Origin of the sequence: Tateyamaria omphalii (genome assembly GCF_019802125.1) — a bacterium.
GTDB classification, from domain to species: domain Bacteria; phylum Pseudomonadota; class Alphaproteobacteria; order Rhodobacterales; family Rhodobacteraceae; genus Tateyamaria; species Tateyamaria omphalii_B.
In genome coordinates this window covers 1,608,475-1,626,433 of sequence record NZ_JAHVHT010000001.1, presented here as the reverse complement: position 1 = coordinate 1,626,433, position 17,959 = coordinate 1,608,475, and the positions used below count along the sequence as shown (strand labels likewise).

Here is a 17,959-nt window from a genome sequence, read left to right as displayed (position 1 = left end):
CTGCGGCTCCTTAGCGGTAGGTGACTTGTTTGACGGCCTCGATCACCTCGGCGGTGGTGATCAGCGCGTGCTTTTCGAGGTTCGCAGCATAGGGCATCGGCACGTCCTTGCCGGTGCAGTTGATGACCGGCGCGTCGAGATAGTCGAACGCCTGCTGCATCAGAACCGAGCTGATGTAGTTGCCGACGGAGCCTTGCGGCCAGCCTTCTTCCACGGTCACGCATCGGTTGGTCTTCATCACCGAATTGATGATCGTGCCGGTGTCCATCGGACGCAGCGTGCGCAGGTCGATCACCTCTGCGTTGATGCCGTCCTCCGCCAGTTTGTCGGCGGCCTCCAGCGCGTATTGCATGCCAATGCCGAAGGACACGATTGTCACGTCATCGCCCTCGCGCCAAATGCGGGCTTTGCCGAAGGGAACGGTGAAGTCGTCCATGTCCGGCACGTTGAAGGTGCGCCCGTAGAGGATTTCGTTTTCCAAGAAGATCACCGGGTTGGGGTCACGAATGGCGGTCTTCATCAACCCTTTGGCGTCTGAGGCCGAATATGGCATGACCACCTTTAGACCCGGCACTTGCATGTACCACGCAGCGTAATCCTGTGAGTGCTGGGCACCGACGCGGGCGGCCGCGCCGTTGGGACCGCGGAAGACCATTGGCGCGCCCATCTGGCCGCCCGACATATAAAGCGTCTTGGCAGCCGAGTTGATGATCTGGTCAATCGCCTGCATTGCGAAGTTGAAGGTCATGAACTCAACGATGGGACGCAATCCGCCGAACGCTGCACCAACGCCGATCCCGGCGAAGCCGTGCTCGGTGATGGGCGTGTCGATCACGCGCTTGGCGCCGAACTCATCCAGCAAGCCTTGAGACACCTTGTACGCGCCCTGATACTCGGCCACTTCCTCACCCATCAGGAATACGGTGTCGTCGGCGCGCATTTCTTCGGCCATTGCGTCGCGCAAGGCCTCGCGGACGGTCTGTTCCTTCATCGCCGTGCCTTCAGGCCAGTCGGGGCTGTTGTCCACCTTGGGCGCCGCAGGGGGCGTCTCGGGGGTGGAGGCCGTCGCGGGCGAGGCAGCCTTGCCTTCCTCATCGGACAACGCTGCCGGGGCAGGGGCGCTCGATGTCTCGATATCGTCGACGCTCTCGCCTTCTTCGATCAGCACGGCGATGGGGGTATTGACCTTCACACCCTCGGTGCCTTCCGCGATCAGGATCTTGCCGACGATCCCCTCGTCGACGGCCTCGAACTCCATCGTCGCCTTGTCGGTTTCGATCTCGGCCATGATGTCACCGGACGACACCGTATCGCCCTCTTTCACCAGCCACTTCGCCAGCGTGCCTTCCTCCATCGTCGGGGACAGGGCGGGCATCAGAATTTCGGTTGCCATGTGTCTTGCTCCCCTTACGCGTTCTGCGGCGCCGTTTCGGCGTAGATGTCGGTCCAGAGCTCGTCCAGATGCGGCTCCGGGCTCTCCTTGGCGAACTCGGCAGAGGCGTTCACGATTTCCTTGATCTCTTTGTCGATGGCCTTCAGGTCTTCCTCGGTCGCGTGCTTGCCGGTCAGCAGCATCGAGCGGACCGCTTCGATCGGATCACGCTCATCACGCATCTTCTGCACTTCCTCGCGGGTCCGGTACTTGGCCGGGTCCGACATCGAGTGGCCGCGATAGCGATATGTCTTGATCTCCAGGATATACGGACCTTTGCCAGCGCGGCAGTGCGCGACAGCCTTCTGGCCCGCCGCCTTCACCGCCAGCACATCCATGCCGTCCACTTCCTCACCCGGAATGCCATAGGCGGCACCACGTTCCCAATAGCTCGGCGACTTGGTCGAGCGTTTGGTCGACGTCCCCATTGCATATTGGTTGTTCTCGATGACGAACACGACGGGCAAATCCCACAGTTCGGCCATGTTGTAGGACTCGTAAACCTGCCCCTGGTTCGCGGCCCCATCCCCGAAATAGGTGAAGGTTACGCGGTCGTTCTCAAGATACTTGTCAGCAAAGGCGAGGCCCGCGCCAAGCGGCACCTGCGCCGCAACGATGCCGTGACCGCCATAGAAATGCTTCTCTTTCGAGAACATGTGCATGGAGCCGCCCTTGCCCTTGGAGTAACCGCCATCACGGCCCGTCAGCTCGGCCATCACGCCGTTCGGGTCCATGCCGCAGGCCAACATGTGGCCGTGATCACGGTAGGAGGTGATGCGCTTGTCGCCTTCCTCTGCTGCCGCTTCCAGGCCCACAACCACGGCTTCCTGCCCGATATAGAGGTGGCAAAAGCCGCCAATCAGACCCATGCCGTAAAGCTGACCCGCCTTTTCCTCGAACCTGCGGATCAAAAGCATGTCGCGGTAGTAGCCTTTCAACTCCTCCGCCGACACGTTCGGTTTACTTGCGGCTTTGCGCGCGGCCATGCGGCAACCTCCCGTAACTGAAATAGTTTAGCGTTAAACTATCCCCTACAGGATTCGGTTCCCATACGCGACAGTCAATTTGCCGCAACGGCAAGCTGATGCATGGCAGCCATGTTTTACGGGTGGTTTAGCGAATGACGATCTCGTCGCTGCGCAACATGCCCAGAACGGACCGCGCCTGTTCATCCAGCAGATCAAGATCCAGGAAATCATCCGACAGCCGCTTGGTCAGGTTCTCCATCTCGGCCACCTGCGCCTCCACCTCGGCCAGTTGCCGGGTCAGGTCGCGCGCCTCGGCTTCGATCTCGGCCCGGCGGAACACGCCGAAATCTCCCTGCACGGCGGCAAAGGTGAAATAGGTCGCCAGCGCAAACGCGACCGAGAAAAAGACGAATGTGCCCAAAGCGGGACGTGCGGTACGGGTCATACTACTCTGCCTCTGGTCCGCCTCTCGGGGCGGTTTTGACCACTATGGCACAGGTGATTCGCGCTGTGAATCCCTTTTGTTTCAATTGGCTGACATTGGCGGACGACACGTCCACCTTACGACGTAAGGCGCATCGTGATGCGCCGAGTTCAGTGCTTGCCCATCATCTGCGCCGCAATCCGCGTCACGATCCCGCGCGGGCTGATCCGAGGCAGAAAGGCCATGACCTTGTTCATAACACCCGGCACGACGATCCGTTTGCCGATCCGCGATTGCAGCCACCCTTCCTCAGCGACGTCTTTCGCTTTCATGGGCTTCGACAGCTTCAACAAGCGCACGCCGTCCATGTCGGCATCGTCAAAGAAATTCGTCGCTGTCGCCCCCGGACACAGGGCCGTGACGGTCACCTTGGACCCGCGCAATTCCTCGGCCACGGCTTCGGACAGCGACAGCACATAGGCCTTCGTGGCGTGGTACACAGCCATGTTCGGCCCCGGCGTGAATCCGGCGACAGACGACACGTTCAGAATGCGCCCTTTGGGCAGGGCGTTCATGTGCGGAATGGCCAGTTTCATCAGCCGCGTCAGCGCCAGCATGTTCACGTTGATCGAATTGAGCTCACGCGCCCATCCCTGACCTTCGTCGAAGGGGCCGTTGTAGCCAAGCCCGGCATTGTTCACGAGCACGTCGATCTCACGCCCATCGGTGGCCTCAGCCCACAACCGCTCGACCTCTTCCATGTCCGACAGATCGGCGGGGATGACCATAACCTCCACACCCCGCGCGCGCACTTCGTCCGCGACCGCGTTCAGCTTGTCTTCGGACCGGGCGGCGAGGATCAGGTTGCGTTGTTCCTTGGCCGCGATGCGCGCGAATTCCACGCCAAGGCCCTCGGACGCGCCGGTGATGAGTGTCCACGCCATATGATGATCCCCGTATCGTTGTTCTACTATACGGGGTCATATGGGGCGCGGTTGCCGCGTCGCCAAGCGGCTGCAGTCTTTATTGGGTCAGCGCCGCGACACCGGGCAACTCTTTGCCCTCCATCCACTCCAGGAACGCGCCTCCGGCGGTCGAGATATAGGTGAAGTCGTCGGCCACGCCCGCCTGGTTCAGCGCGGCGACTGTGTCGCCACCGCCTGCAACCGTGACCAGCTTGCCCGCCTTGGTCAGCTCTGCCGCCGCCTTGGCTGCGGCCATCGTCGCGGTGTCGAAGGGCTCGATTTCGAAGGCTCCAAGAGGGCCGTTCCAGATCAGTGTTTCCAAATCGTCAAAGCACCGCGCGATGGTCTCAGCCGCCGCATCGCCCGCGTCCAGAACCATCTGATCCCCGGCGAGCCTGGTGTCTTGCCCAAGGGCAATCACCTCATGCGCCGCACCCGCCTTGAACTCCCGCGCGATCCGACCGTCGGTGGGCAGGATCACCTTGCAGCCTGCCTCGTCCGCTGCGGCCATGATGTCCCGCGCGGTGTCGTGCAGATCGGCCTCTTGCAGCGAGGCGCCAAGATCCGCACCTTGCGCGGCAATGAACGTATTCGCCATGCCGCCCCCGATGATCAGCACGTCGATCTTCTTCACCAGGTTCTGCAGCAGGTCGAGTTTGGTCGACACCTTCGCTCCACCAACCACTGCGCCAACCGGACGCTTGGGTGTCGAGAGCGCCGCCTCCAGCGCCTCCAACTCCGCTTGCATCAGGCGACCCGCACAATTGGGAAGCAGGTGCGCGACCCCGGTGGTCGAGGCATGGGCCCGGTGCGCGGCCGAGAATGCGTCGTTACAATAGATGTCTCCAAGCGTCGCCAAAAACTGCGCCATCTGCGGATCGTTCGCTTCCTCCATCGGGGAAAAGCGCGTGTTCTCCACAAGGATCACTGCATCGTTCGGCTGCGCGTCGATGAAGTCCCGGCTGGGACGTTCGACAAAGGTGACGGGGCAGCCGAATGCTTCTTCGAGGGCAGGCACCAACGGTTGCAACGACATGTCCGGATTGGGCTTGCCCTTGGGCCGCCCGAAATGGGCGAGCAAAACGGGGCTGCCGCCTTGCGCGCGGATGTCGGTGATGGTGGGCACGATCCGTTCGATCCGGGTGGCGTCGGTGACCCGGCCGTTTTCCATGGGGACATTGATGTCCACACGGGTCAGCACGCGCTTGCCCCCAAGGTCCATGTCATCCAGCGATTTCCAGCCCATCTCGCATACTCCCTTGTTCAGCGGTCGGCCCTTCCATCGCGGCAAATGCACCTTGGGTCAACCGGGTGACTTGTCCCTCGGCGCCCACAGGCTTAGGTAGGTGCCCAACCTGAACGGAAAGAGGCAGACATGGCCGAGATCAAAGACCCCGAAAACACGATCCTGATGGAATTGAAGGGCGGCACCGTCACCATTCAACTCCTGCCCGACGTGGCCCCGCAGCACGTGGAACGGATGAAGGAACTGGCGCGCGCTGGTGAGTACGACAATGTCGCCTTCCACCGCGTGATCGACGGCTTCATGGCGCAGACGGGCGACGTGCAGCACGGCGACATGGAAGACGGGTTCAACATCCGTATGGCGGGTACAGGTGGCTCTGACAAGCCCGATCTGCCTGCTGAATTTTCAAAGATCCCGCACGCTCGTGGCTCGCTGGGCGCGGCGCGTTCGGCGAACCCGAACAGCGCGAACTCGCAGTTCTTCATCAACTTCAAGGACAACGATTTCCTGAATGGACAATACACTGTCTACGGCCAGGTCATCGAAGGGATGGAGCATGTCGACGCCATCACCCGTGGTGAGCCGCCTGCCGAGCCGGATCGCATGATCAGCGTCAAGGTGGCCGCCGATGTGGCGTAATCTGATTGCCGCCGCAGCACTTGCTGTCCCCGCGGGGACAGCGCTGGCGTCGGGCTTGGAGATCGAAGTGACGGGAGAGGCCAATGGCACCATCGCCATCGATCTGCTCGAAGGCACCGCTCCGCAGCACGTCGCGCGCATCACGGCATTGGCTGAGGGTGGCGAGTATGATGGCGTGGCCTTTCACCGCGTGATCGACGGCTTTATGGCGCAGACTGGTGACGTTCAGTTTGGTGACACGACCGCCGACTACAATGGGCGTCGTGCAGGCACGGGTGGGTCGGATCAGCCGGACCTTCCGGCGGAGTTTTCGGACATCACCTTTGACCGTGGTGTCGTTGGTATGGCCCGGTCGCAGAGCCCGAACAGTGCCAACAGCCAGTTCTTTATCATGTTCCAGCCGGGGCCGTTTCTGGACGGGCAATATACCGTGGTTGGCCGCGTGACGTCTGGGCTTGAGGTGCTGGATCAGATCAAGCGCGGGCATCCGCGGTCGGGCGCTATCGAGGGCGCTCCGGATGTGATGACGAAGGTCACTGTGACAGAGTGAAAATCTGTCCCCGCGGGGACAGATTTGAAGGGCGCGGATTTTCCGCGCCCTTTTTTGTTGTGAAGACAGGCCTTTACAGGCCGACGCTCACCTTACCTGCGATTTAACGAAGGTTAAGATTTGGTGACGCCGCGGGTCAGCCAGCCGAGGCCAGCGCTGATCAGCGCCAGTGCGGTGGCGATCCAGGCGAGGCCCGAAAACGCGGCTGTCATGGCCGCGCCATGCCCTGCCGTATCGCTCGTCACGCCGAAACTGGCGGTGCCGCCTGCGCCTGCATAGAGCGTAGCGATGATGCCACCCACGGCTGCGACAGAGATCAGACCCGCCATGCGGGTCACTGCGTTGTTGATGCCCGACGCGATGCCCGATTGCGCCTCATTCACGGCGGCCATGACGGCTGTCGAAAGGGGGGCGGCGACGGCGGCCATGCCAAGACCAACGAGGCACATTGCAGGCAGGATGTGGCCCCAGAAGTTCTGTGCGGGGGCGAGGAGGGCCATGGTGGCGTAGCCCGTGGCCACGACGAGCGATCCGCCCATGAGGAGTGGAGCGGGCCCGATGCGGTCGGCCAGTTGACCTGCGCGGGCCGACAGCAGTGATATGAAAACGGACATGGGCGCGAAGGCGGCGGCGGTCTCGATCTCGCTCAGGCCCCAACCGGCGATGAAGGTCATGGGCATGAAGAAGAACATCATCGATAGGGCCGAGTAGAGCGTAAAGCTGAGGGCGTTGGCGGCGGAGAAGGGCCGGGACGCGAAGAGCGCGAGCGGCATCATGGGGTGCGTGCTGCGGCTTTGTATCCAAAGAAAGACGAGCAGCATTGCACAGCCGCCGATCAGCCAGATGCTGGCGTTCGATCCGTGATCAAGCGATGTGAGGCCCCAAGCGATTGCGAGGAGGGCAAAAGTGGCGCTGAGGGCCCCCGGGATGTCCACGCGGGCCTCGTCCTTTGACGGGTCCTCGGCCAGATGGCGGAAAAGGATGTACAGTGCGAGCCCACCCAAAGGCAGGTTGATGGCAAAGATCCAGCGCCACATGTCGGGGCCGCTAATGGTCAGTGCCAATCCTCCGATGATGGGTCCGGCGGCGGTCGTGACGGCGGAGGCGGCCGCCCAGATGCCGATGGCGCGGCCTCTGCTTTCTCGAGGGTAAGCGCGCGCGATGAGGGCAAGCGATCCGGGTACCATGATGGCGGCCCCGATGCCCTGCACCGCGCGGGCCATGATCATGAACCATGGCGTCGGTGCAATGGCGCAGAAAATCGAGGCGATGACAAACAGCGCAATTCCAAGACCAAAGACACGCCCCAGTCCGAACCGGTCGCCCATGGCCCCGCCGACAAGGATCAGGGCCGACAGAGTGAGCATATAGGCGTTGTGGATCCACTGCGCCTGCATCAGATCGGCGCCCAGACTGTCGCGCATGGCGGGCAGGGCTATGGCGACGACATGTCCGTCTATCAGTCCGATGGATGTGGCAAGAACAGCCGCAACGAGGATATAGGGGCGGCTGCGTTCCGCGCAGAACCCCGCATGAAAAACGGGCGCCGCAGGTGTCTGGGGCGCCCGTTGATCTGTCATGTAAGGAACTTAGCCGTTTTGCTGCGGCGCTGGGGCCGGTTGCTGCGGCTTCGGCTTGTTGCCACCGGCGTTCAGGGGATCGTCCTGACGCTGCACGGAGCCTTCGAAATGGGCGCCGGATTCGATGGCGATTGTTTTGTGGATGATGTCGCCTTCGACCCGTGCGGTCGAGGTGAGGCGGACCTTGAGACCGCGCACACGGCCGACGATGCGGCCGTTGATGACGACATCGTCAGCGACGACTTCGCCCTTGATCGTGGCGCTTTCCCCTATGGTCAGCAGGTGGGCGCGAATGTCGCCTTCGACCGTACCTTCGACCTGGATGTCGCCGGTGGTTTTCATGTTGCCGGTGATGTGCAGATCGGCCGACAGCAGCGAGGCAGGTGGTTTCGCCTTGGGCGCGCTGGCCTTGAATTCGCTTTGCGGCTTGGGCGCTGCGGGGGCAGGGGCGGCCGGTGCCGCGGGTTTGGCCGCATCAGAGCTGGGGCCAGGTTCGTTGATTTTGCTCTTAGAAAACATCGTTGGCTGCCTTGATATAGATCATCGGGTTGACGGCTTTTCCGCCGACGCGGACTTCGTAGTGCAGATGCACGCCAGTGACCCGTCCGGACGCTCCCATATCACCTATCCGGTCCCCGCGCGAGACCTTTTGACCAACTTTCACACGAAGCCGTGAGAGATGCGCGTAGCGGGTTTCAATCCCGAATTCATGTTGAATTTTGACAAGTCGCCCGTAGCCCGATTGCCAGCCCGCATGGGTGACGACGCCGTCGGCTGTGGCATAAAGCGGAGTGCCGTTCGAGGCGGCGAAATCGACGCCGTTGTGCATGCGCCGCCCGCCGGTTTTGGGGTCGCGGCGGAAGCCGAAGCCGGATGTGAAGCGGAAGGAGGACTTGACCGGTGTTGCGAACGGCGCCTTTTGCGCGGCAATCCGGTAGAGGTTGAGCGTGTCCATCTGGTTGAGCAGACGGTTTGCGCGGCGGGTGTCGGGGCTGGGCTCTTCCCCGCGTGTGGAGAAGCTGAGTGGCGTGAGCGGGCCGCCCTGGCCGGAATAGCCGCGGCGCACTTCTTCGATGATCCGGTCGGTGGGCATGCCAGCTGCGCGGAACATCTTGTCCAGCGGGGCGACCGAGACGGTCATCGCCTCTTCGAGCTGGCGGAAGATCTGGTCGTTCTGTTCTTTCATCAACGCGATTTCGGTCGCCATTTCGTCGGCAGCGAGCAGCGCGTCCTGCGCGTCACGCTCGATCTTGTCACGTTCGGCAGCGGTTTTGGCGAGCGCTTGGGCCACGAAATCTATGGGTGCCCCACCAGAGTTTGCGGCGAGCGCCGTGCCCGCCCCACCGGTTTCGACCTTTTCCTGCAACGCGGCCAGCTGGTTGCGGGCCGCTTCACGGTCTTTCATTGTGCCACGTAGGGTGGCTTGGATGACCTCGATACCCGTCTCCAATTCGCGCCGCCGCGTTTCGGAGGCGAGCAGTTCGGACTGCATGACGGAGATCTGTTCGAGGGCCGCATTGAAACGGTTTTGGGCTGCGAGCGCCTCTTCTGCGCGGGCGTCGCGTTGCCCCGCCAGATCGTTGAGACGTGCCTGATAGGTTCGTTGATCGCGCTTGGCCTGCTCGCGGAAATTGCCCGCGCCGATGCTGTCCATCAGGAGGATTGCCGTGGCAATGATGGCCCAGGCCACGAGGAAGGAACTGCCAGTGAATGCGATCAGTTGAGTCCCGGATCGGAGCCGGATGAACCGGGTGTCGTTGTCCGATTTCAGAAATACGCGCCTTTCGGGAAAATACCTTTCCAGCAGGCCGTGCCATTTGATCGCGAGGCGTGTCCGCAAAATCCTCGTCCCTTTGTCCCATCCCGTTGCAGGCGCTCATATCCCCAAACACGGCACCTAGCGCCTGTGCATAAAGTCACACCGCTTTGGCGGCAAGTCTGACGTGGCGATCCGGCAAAAAGCGGTGCGGAAATGTGTCAAATTGGCGGAAAACCGCCCATCAGACCATACGGATCAGTCTGCCACGGCGAGTGGCCAATAGAAGTCCGGGGGCAGCCCGGCCTCGGCGCGCTTTTCCTCGTTGAATGGTGGTTTGAGGGGGCTGTGGAAGTAGCGTTGTACCAGCTGGTGGAAGGCGTCCTTTGGGTCGAGGTTGTCGCGGCCGCAGAGGAAGTGGAACCATTTTGAGCCGTAGGCGACGTGCGCGACTTCTTCGGAGTAGATGGTTTCGAGAGCGGCGACGGCGCTGTCGAGCTTGGCTTTGCGGAACACCTCGATCATGCCGGGGGTGACGTCGAGCCCGCGCGCTTCGAGCACCATGGGGACGACGGCGAGGCGGCCCATGAAGTCGGTCGCAGTGTCTTCGGCAGCGCGCCACATGCCAGCGTGGGCGGGCAGGGCGCCGTAGTGGCTGCCCAGCTCTTCGAGGCAGTCGCACATCAGGTTGAAATGCTTGGATTCCTCGTCAGCCGCTTTGACCCAGTCGTCGTAGAAGCCCGTGGGCATGGGCACGTGGGTGAAACGTGCGATGATGTCCCAGTGCAGATCGACCGCGTTGAGTTCGATGTGGGCCACGGCGTGCAGGAGGGCGATCCGCCCTTCGGGGCTGCCGGGGCGGCGGCGGGGGACATCGCGGGGGCTGAGCAGTTCGGGTTGCGCAGGGCGCGCAGGGTGCATGGGCGGGTTGGCGGTGCCGATCTCTGGGGTCTGCCCATCGGCGCGTGCGGCTTTCCATTCGGCGGCGAGCTTGCGGGAGAGCGCCGTCTTTTCCCGCCCGTCGGCTGTGCGCAGCACGGCCTCGGCCATCTGGGCGAGCGGTATCATGCGGCAAGTGCGGGCAAGGCGGCCCGGCGTGTTGCGTCGATGTTTTCAAGCTGTGGCATATGTTCTGATCCTGACGGTTCGGTCAGCGGTGGGCCGCTCATGTTGTATTGCGAGGGCGTCCCTGTTTGAAACGTATCCATGGTTCGTTCGTGCCATACAAGGGTTGAACGGGACAATCGATCCAACAACGTCGAAGTTCGAGCGTTGCCATTCACCTCACGTTTGATTGGCTGAACTGATCGCCGAAAGCGACTTGGCTGACAGCGTCGCCGAATAGAGGCTTGTTTGGCGTCGCATACACCTTCGACGCTGCTGAGAGAGGTCCGCTATGAGCCCAAACTGTCGCTTAGGTTTCCCGGGAATCAAAAATTTCTCGAAGGCTTCTTGATGGAACCCACCCCACCATACCATTTGTATTTCTGCAAAGGACCCATCCGTGCGTTTCGTCGATGCCGTCCAGCTTCTCGCCCAACTGACAGGTTAACTCCTGAGCCGAAAACGGCGCCCTGGCATATGTCTTACCACCGACACGCTTGGCGAGGTTGTCCGGTATCCAACCCTCTCTACCAGCTCGATCTTTTGCCCAGACCCAAATGTGACCATCCCAATTGTCGGACTTACCAGACAGCCATAATTCGTCACCCTCTTCGAGAGTGATAGGATGCTCATACGCCGCCGTCCAATCTGTAACTACGTCAAAACTACTCATTGGCTGATCCCGGATAGAGCGCCGATAACAGTTAAGCTCATCATCGCCAGGTTCTCAAGAATAGCGAACGGCAGCAAAGTCCGCAAAACCGACGCGCTTCGCCGGGCGCGTTCAGGATGGCGTCCGGCGATGTCTCGATACACTCCGGCGTGCCAGAGCCTGCTACAGCGCCTTCACAGCCGCCAATACCGCCTCGGCATGGCCTGGCACTTTCACCTTGGGCCAGACCATGGCGATGTTGCCATTTGCGTCGATCAGGAAGGTCGTGCGTTCGATGCCCATGTACTTCTTGCCGTACATGTTCTTTTCCTTCCACACGCCGTAGTCTTCGCAGACCGAGCCGTTTTCATCCGACAGAAGGCCCACCGTCAGCTCGCGTTTCTTGGCGAACTTGGCGTGGCTGGCCACGCTGTCCTTGGAGATGCCGAAGATCTTGGCGCCGGCCGCTTCGAATTCGGACAGGTGTTCGGAAAAGGCGATAGATTCCTTGGTGCAGCCGGGCGTGTCGTCGCGCGGGTAGAAATAGAGCACAACCGGACCGCCCTGTAGCGCCGAGAGCGTCACATCATTGCCGTCGGCGTCGGGCAGCGTGAAATCAGGGGCGGAGGAGGCTATGTCGAGCATGTTTTGGCCTTTTCATTACTCTTGGGAAAGTTGTGACTGGCATGATAGGGCTGAGCGGACAAGAATAAAGACATGAGCAGTGCAGACCCTGTAACCGATCCGCCGACTGAGCGGAAAAAGAGCCTGTGGCGTCGCCTTGGGCTTGGGAGCATGTTGTTCAGCCTGATGTTCGCTGCTGTGATGGGGGCGGCGATCTATGTGCTGATCGGGCGGCCGGTGATGGCCCCGGATTGGTTGCGTGACCGGATCGAAATTCGTGCAGGCGAAGCGCTTGGGGCCGCATCTTTGCGTTTCGATGCGCTGGACCTGGTGGTTGAAGACAGCACAAAGCCACGTGTGCGCATGACCAACGTGCAGCTGCTGAATGATGCAGGTGTCGAGATTGTCGGTTTTTCCGAGATGCGGATCGGTCTGTCGTTGACGGACCTTGTGCAGGGGACGTTCCGCCCGACAGAGATTGGCGTGACCGGTGTTTTTGCCAAGCTGCGCCGCGAGATTGACGGGTCTGTGATCCTGTCCGGCGGTCTGGATCTGGGGGCGCCCTCGCAGCAAGCGGATACCTTTGCCAAATTGATCGAAGGGATTGACGATCTTGTGTCGATCCCCGGCCTTTCCGCCATGACAGAAGCGGATGTGCAGGCGCTGACCCTGCAGATCGAGGATGTCCGGTCGGCCCGCGCCTGGACGGTCGATGGTGGGCGGATGCGGCTGATCCGCGATGGCGACGTTCTGCGCATCACCTCGGACCTGGCCTTGCTCAGCGGCGGGCAGGGCGTGGCGACGCTGGAGGCGAATTACGAGGGCCGCGTGGGCGCCTCGGCTGCGACTTTTGGTGTGCTGGTCAATGATGTGGATGCAGGCGACATCGCTGTTCTGGCCCCCGCGTTCGAGTGGCTGGATGTTCTGCGCGCCCCTATCTCGGGGGCGGTTCGCGGGGTGTTTGGTGTCGATGGCACGCTGGCCCCGATCAATGTTGCGCTGAACATAGGCGAGGGTGTCATTCAACCGACCGATGCGACCCGCCCCGTGCCGTTCCGGTCGGCGCGCAGCTATTTCAGCTACGATCCCGAGGGCACTGTTCTGCTCTTTGACGAGTTGTCCGTCGACAGTGCGTGGATCACGGCCCAGATCGACGGGCAGGCGGTGCTTGGAATCGATGAGCGGGGTGGCCTGGACGATCTGGTTGGTCAGTTTCGCGCCACATCCTTGAGTGCCAATCCCGACGCCCTGTATCCCGAGCCCATTCAAATGGAAGCAGCGCAGCTCGATTTTCGGCTGAGCCTCGATCCTTTCCGCCTGGATATCGGGCAGGCGTTGTTTCAGGACAAGGGGCAGGACCTGATTGCCCGCGGCGCGCTGATGGCGGACCCCGACGGGTGGAGCTACGAGCTTGACGCGCAGATGGAGGCCATGATGCCGGACCGTCTGCTTGAGCTGTGGCCGGAGCGCTATGCCCCCAAGGCACGCAAATGGGTGCTGGAGAACCTGTTCGAGGGGCAGATGCGTGATCTCGATCTGGCCTTGCGCGACACTCCGACGGGGGCCGTCGTGGCCTATACCAGCTTTGCCTATGAAGATGCGAAGGTGCGATATCTCAAGACGTTGCCCCCGGTCGAGGAGGCACGGGGCAGTGCCAGCCTGCTCGATGGCCGGTTCGTTGTGTCCGTGGATCAGGGTCATGTGACCGCGCCGCAAGGGGGCCGTATCGATGTGAGCGGGTCGTCCTTCATCATCCCGGACGTGCGCGCGCGCGATGAGGTGCCCGCTGTTGTCCGGCTTGAAACAGATGGAACGGTGACGGCCGGTCTCTCGCTTCTCGACATGCCGCCGCTGAACGTGATGGAGCGGGCCGGGCTGTCGCCGACCATCGCTGATGGGCGGATCGCTGCCGCGGGTACGCTGGCCTTTGCGATGAAGAAAGGGCTGAAGCCCAAAGACGTTCAATACGACGCGACAGGCACCGCCCGCGATGTGCTGAGCACGTCCCTGATCGAGGGGCGCCGCCTGTCTGCCGACCGGTTGACGGTCGTTGCGTCGCAAACGGGGGTAGAGGTCGCAGGACCCGGCACGCTGGATGGCGTGCCCTTTGACGTGACCTGGGCCCAACCTTTGGGGCAGGGGCCGCAGCCCAGCACGGTGCGCGGCTCAATCGAGTTGTCCGAGCGGACGATTGACGCCTTTGACCTCGGCCTGCCTGCCGGACTGGTGTCGGGACGGGGCAGTGGCGATATCGAGATAACGTTGCCGGTGGGTGAGGCGGCGCCATCTTTTGCCCTGTCATCGAACCTGCGTGGCGTGCGCTTGTCTTCGCCGCCCCTAGGGTGGTCAAAACCTGCGGGCAGCCCGGCCGCCTTGTCGCTTTCGGGGGCGTTGGGTCCAGCGCCGCGTGTTGACCGGCTGGTTCTGGACGCGCCGGGTTTACAGGCTGAAGGGGCCATCACTGCAACACCTGGTGCGGGGCTCGAGCGCGCCAGTTTCAGCGCGGTGCGGGTTGGCAACTGGATGAACGGGCCTGTTGATCTGGTGGGCCGCGGTCGCGGTGTACCGCCTGCCGTGGTTGTCCGTGGCGGGACGCTTGATCTGCGCGAGGCCGACTTTGGCGGCTCCGGCTCTGGCACCGGGGGGCAGCAGGGTGGCGGACCGCTGAGCCTGACCCTGGACCGGTTGCAGATCACCGACACCATCGCGCTGATTGGCGTGTCGGGTGAATTCAACATGAGCAATGGACTGGACGGCACGTTCACCGCGCGGGTGAACGCGGGCACGCCGATCCGGGGCCAGGTGTTGCCGCAGGGCGGGCGCAGTGCCATTCGCATCACAGCGAATGACGCAGGCGGTGTGGCTGCGTCGGCCCGTATTCTCAAACAAGCGCGCGGTGGGACTCTGGATCTGACCCTGCTGCCCGTGGGTGCCGCCGGTTTCGATGGCACGCTGTCCATCAAGGAAACACGTGTTCAGGACGCGCCCGCGATCGCGGCGCTGCTGAATGCCTTGAGTGTCGTTGGTCTGCTCGAACAGATGGGCGGCAGCGGCATTCACTTTCAGGATGTGAACGCAGCGTTCCGGCTGACGCCGTCAACCATGACCCTGACACAAGCCAGTGCGACCGGACCGTCGATGGGGTTGTCGATGGACGGTGTCTATGACGTGGCGGGAGGGCGGCTGAACATGCAGGGTGTGATTTCGCCGCTGTTCCTGATCAATGGGATCGGCAGCATCTTTACCCGTCGCGGCGAGGGGTTGATCGGGTTCAACTACACCCTGCGCGGGCCTGCGGCGGACCCGCGCGTGCAGGTCAATCCGCTATCCGCCCTGACGCCCGGCCTTTTCCGCGAGATTTTCCGCGCGCCACCGCCAGATTTGCCACGCGTCGAAGGGGAAACCCCGGCGCCGGTCGTGCCCGAAGCCTTTGCCCCGGTCGACCCCGGACCAAGTGACGCGGAGCGGCGGCGCCAGGAACGTCAGCAACGTGTTGATGAACGTTGAGCGCACCGTTACAGGGCGCGCATGAAACTGGATGATTTCGACTTTGACCTGCCCGACGCGCTGATTGCGACCCGGCCCGCTTCACCACGCTCGTCCGCGCGGCTGCTGGTGGCGGACGGCGACGCGATCCATGACCAGCGTGTGACCGACCTTGTGTCCTGGCTGCGCCCCGGTGATCTGCTGGTGCTGAATGACACGCGCGTGATCCCGGCGCGGTTGTTTGGCACGCGGGCACGGGAAAGTGCGCAGGGGCTAACCGAAGCGCGGATTGAAGTCACGCTGCTGGAACCGCGCGCAGATGGCACGTGGTCGGCACTCGTCAAGCCGTTGAAGAAGGTGAAACCGGGGGAGGTTGTACGCTTCTCGGCTGATCTGTCGGCCACGCTGGATGGCAGTGCAGACGGGCAGGGGCATTTGCGGTTCAATCTGACCGGCGATGATTTCGATGCGGCGCTGGCTGAGGCGGGGGCGATGCCCTTGCCTCCTTACATCGCGGCCAAGCGGCCCGCCGATGACAAGGACAAGAACGATTATCAGACCATCTGGGCGAAAAATTCCGGGGCGGTCGCAGCGCCCACCGCGTCGCTGCATTTCGATGAAGCGCTGATGTCGGCCTTGGCCGAGCGCGGTGTTCAGACGACCTATGTCACTTTGCACGTAGGTGCGGGCACGTTTCTGCCGGTGAAGGTCGATGATGTGACCCAGCATAAGATGCACGCCGAATGGGGGCAGGTGTCGGAGCAAGCGGCCCGGGACATTGCCGACGCAAAGGCGCGCGGCAATCGGGTTATTCCGGTCGGCACGACCGCGCTGCGGTTGATCGAGACGATGGCACGCGATGTCGGCATTGCCCCGTGGGACGGCGAGACCGACATCTTCATTTACCCCGGTTTCACATTTGGCGTGGCAGACGGGCTGATGACCAATTTCCACCTGCCCAAATCCACGCTGATGATGTTGGTGTCGGCCCTGATGGGGCAGGATCGGATCCGGGCGATTTACGACCACGCGGTGCGATCCGAGTACCGCTTTTTCTCTTACGGCGATGCGTCGCTTTTGTTGCCGCAAACGTGACACCGGAAACCGACATTTGAACGTCGCACATATCTGCGACACGAGGCCCTGAGCCGGGCGAATTTTGAACACACCCCTCTGAGGAGTTTGGCGAGATGTTCCAGGTACTGACAAGCGCGTGGGCGCTTTTGTTTGGCATGGGCCTTTTGATGGTCGGCAACGGCATGCAGGGCACGCTGCTGGGCATCCGGGGCGAGATCGAGGGATTTTCGACCGCCGAGATGTCGATCGTGATGTCGGCCTATTTCCTTGGCTTTCTGGGCGGCAGTCGTATGGCGCCGCGCATGATTCAGCGCGTGGGCCATGTGCGGGTGTTTGCGGCGCTGGCCTCCCTGATCTCGGCGGTGATGATCCTGTACCCGACCTTTGCCGATCCGTGGGCGTGGACCGTAGGGCGGGTTGTGATCGGCTTCTGTTTTTCGGCCGTCTACGTGACGGCGGAGAGCTGGCTGAACGATGCGGCCGACAATTCGAACCGGGGCAAGGCGCTGTCGCTGTATATGATCGTGCAGACGACGGGTATTGTTGTCAGCCAGTACCTGCTGCTGACTGCTGATCCGTCGGGCTTCATCCTGTTTGTTATTCCGTCGGTCCTCGTGTCATTGGCGATCACGCCCATTTTGCTGTCGATCAGCCCGGTCCCGGCCTTTGACACGACGAAGCCGATGACGCTGCGCGAGCTTGTCGGCTATTCGCCGCTGGGCTGCGTGGGCATGTTTCTGCTGGGCGGCGTGTTTGCCGCGCAGTTCGGGATGGCGGCGGTCTATGGCACCGCAGCGGGGCTGAGCGTGGCGCAGATCTCAGCCTTTGTGTCGACGTTCTTTATCGGGGCAGTGGTGCTGCAGTATCCTATCGGGTGGATTTCGGATCGGATGGATCGCCGTGTGCTGATCCTGATTGCTGCCGCCATTGGCGGGCTAGGGTCGGTGATTGGTCTGCTGTTGGGGGGCAACTTTGCGATGCTGCTGGTGTCGGCCTTTGTGGTGGGGGGCATGTCGAACCCGCTCTATTCGCTGTTGCTGGCCCACACGAACGACTTTCTGGATCACGACGATATGGCGGCAGCTTCGGGTGGGTTGGTGTTTATCAACGGGCTTGGCGCTGTCTTTGGCCCGCTGATCGTGGGCGCTCTGATGGAGAGCGTGGGGCCGTCGGGCTTTTACATGTTCACGGGTGTGCTGTTTGCGGCGCTTGTCGGCTACGCCGCCTACCGGACGACTCAGCGCGCCACGGTGCCTGTGGACGAGACGGGGGCGTATGTGGTCATGTCGCAGGCAACAACCACGCCTGTCGCCATGGAAATTGCACAAGAATATGCCATCGAGACGGACCTGGAGGGCGAAGACGACACACGGGCGGCATAATGTGTCGTGCCTGTTGTATTTCGTGATTTGGGACCCAAGGTAAACTGTGTAACGGTTTTTGGCGGGACATGGGC

17 protein-coding genes are annotated in these 17,959 nt (G+C 62.1%); 5 read left to right on the top strand and 12 right to left on the bottom strand.

Annotated features, from left to right (window positions below):
* Positions 1-10 precede the first annotated feature (10 nt).
* The 5 genes from KUV51_RS08100 to KUV51_RS08080 form a co-directional block, all read right to left on the bottom strand.
* Positions 11-1,393, bottom strand: coding sequence for a pyruvate dehydrogenase complex E1 component subunit beta (locus KUV51_RS08100; protein WP_222521027.1), 1,383 nt, complete (start codon positions 1,391-1,393; stop codon positions 11-13).
* Positions 1,394-1,407: 14 nt separating this feature from the next.
* A complete protein-coding gene (gene pdhA, locus KUV51_RS08095) occupies positions 1,408-2,418 on the bottom strand; it encodes a pyruvate dehydrogenase (acetyl-transferring) E1 component subunit alpha (RefSeq protein WP_222521026.1) in 1,011 nt (336 codons plus the stop codon).
* A gap of 127 nt (positions 2,419-2,545) precedes the next feature.
* On the bottom strand, positions 2,546-2,845 hold the full coding sequence (locus KUV51_RS08090) for an FtsB family cell division protein (RefSeq protein ID WP_222521025.1): 300 nt from the start codon (positions 2,843-2,845) through the stop codon (positions 2,546-2,548).
* A gap of 149 nt (positions 2,846-2,994) precedes the next feature.
* Positions 2,995-3,768, bottom strand: coding sequence for an SDR family NAD(P)-dependent oxidoreductase (locus KUV51_RS08085; RefSeq protein ID WP_222521024.1), 774 nt, complete (start codon positions 3,766-3,768; stop codon positions 2,995-2,997).
* Positions 3,769-3,847: 79 nt separating this feature from the next.
* Positions 3,848-5,035 carry a phosphoglycerate kinase gene (locus tag KUV51_RS08080; RefSeq protein ID WP_222521023.1) on the bottom strand — a complete coding sequence of 396 codons (1,188 nt, stop codon included), beginning with the start codon at positions 5,033-5,035 and terminating at the stop codon, positions 3,848-3,850.
* Between the two features lie 129 nt (positions 5,036-5,164).
* On the opposite strand from KUV51_RS08080, the gene KUV51_RS08075 reads away from it, so the two are divergent.
* Together KUV51_RS08075 and KUV51_RS08070 are read left to right on the top strand one after the other, a co-directional pair.
* A complete protein-coding gene (locus KUV51_RS08075; RefSeq protein ID WP_039687495.1) occupies positions 5,165-5,674 on the top strand; it encodes a peptidylprolyl isomerase in 510 nt (169 codons plus the stop codon).
* Positions 5,664-6,224 (top strand): peptidylprolyl isomerase, encoded by a 561-nt coding sequence (locus KUV51_RS08070; protein ID WP_222521022.1) that lies wholly within the window; start codon positions 5,664-5,666, stop codon positions 6,222-6,224. The genes KUV51_RS08075 and KUV51_RS08070 overlap by 11 nt, the downstream gene beginning before the upstream one ends.
* Positions 6,225-6,337: 113 nt before the next feature.
* On the opposite strand, the gene KUV51_RS08065 is transcribed toward KUV51_RS08070, so the two are convergent.
* From KUV51_RS08065 to bcp, 7 genes are all read right to left on the bottom strand, one after another.
* Positions 6,338-7,804 carry an MFS transporter gene (locus KUV51_RS08065; protein WP_222521021.1) on the bottom strand — a complete coding sequence of 489 codons (1,467 nt, stop codon included), beginning with the start codon at positions 7,802-7,804 and terminating at the stop codon, positions 6,338-6,340.
* 9 nt (positions 7,805-7,813) lie between these two features.
* Entirely contained in the window at positions 7,814-8,323 is a 510-nt protein-coding gene (locus KUV51_RS08060; RefSeq protein ID WP_039687489.1) for a polymer-forming cytoskeletal protein, read from the bottom strand.
* The gene (locus KUV51_RS08055; RefSeq protein ID WP_222521020.1) at positions 8,313-9,644 is read right to left on the bottom strand and encodes a M23 family metallopeptidase; all 1,332 of its coding nucleotides are present in this window, start codon (positions 9,642-9,644) and stop codon (positions 8,313-8,315) included. The genes KUV51_RS08060 and KUV51_RS08055 overlap by 11 nt, the downstream gene beginning before the upstream one ends.
* A 174-nt stretch (positions 9,645-9,818) precedes the next feature.
* Complete coding sequence (locus KUV51_RS08050; RefSeq protein ID WP_222521019.1) at positions 9,819-10,628, bottom strand: ferritin-like domain-containing protein; 810 nt, start codon at positions 10,626-10,628, stop codon at positions 9,819-9,821.
* Entirely contained in the window at positions 10,625-10,768 is a 144-nt protein-coding gene (locus KUV51_RS08045) for a hypothetical protein (protein ID WP_222521018.1), read from the bottom strand. Before KUV51_RS08045 ends, KUV51_RS08050 begins: the two co-directional genes overlap by 4 nt.
* A gap of 206 nt (positions 10,769-10,974) precedes the next feature.
* Positions 10,975-11,337 (bottom strand): SH3 domain-containing protein, encoded by a 363-nt coding sequence (locus tag KUV51_RS08040; RefSeq protein WP_222521017.1) that lies wholly within the window; start codon positions 11,335-11,337, stop codon positions 10,975-10,977.
* Positions 11,338-11,499: 162 nt separating this feature from the next.
* Positions 11,500-11,961: a thioredoxin-dependent thiol peroxidase gene (gene bcp, locus KUV51_RS08035; protein WP_222521016.1), complete on the bottom strand. Its 462-nt coding sequence runs from the start codon at positions 11,959-11,961 to the stop codon at positions 11,500-11,502.
* Between the two features lie 72 nt (positions 11,962-12,033).
* Between bcp and KUV51_RS08030 the strand changes: the two genes are divergently transcribed.
* From KUV51_RS08030 to KUV51_RS08020, 3 genes are all read left to right on the top strand, one after another.
* Positions 12,034-15,447, top strand: a complete 3,414-nt coding sequence (locus KUV51_RS08030; protein WP_222521015.1) for an AsmA-like C-terminal region-containing protein — start codon at positions 12,034-12,036, stop codon at positions 15,445-15,447.
* Positions 15,448-15,468: 21 nt separating this feature from the next.
* A complete protein-coding gene (gene queA, locus KUV51_RS08025) occupies positions 15,469-16,521 on the top strand; it encodes a tRNA preQ1(34) S-adenosylmethionine ribosyltransferase-isomerase QueA (protein WP_222521014.1) in 1,053 nt (350 codons plus the stop codon).
* A 95-nt stretch (positions 16,522-16,616) separates the two neighbouring features.
* A complete protein-coding gene (locus KUV51_RS08020; RefSeq protein WP_222521013.1) occupies positions 16,617-17,885 on the top strand; it encodes an MFS transporter in 1,269 nt (422 codons plus the stop codon).
* Positions 17,886-17,959 lie beyond the last annotated feature (74 nt).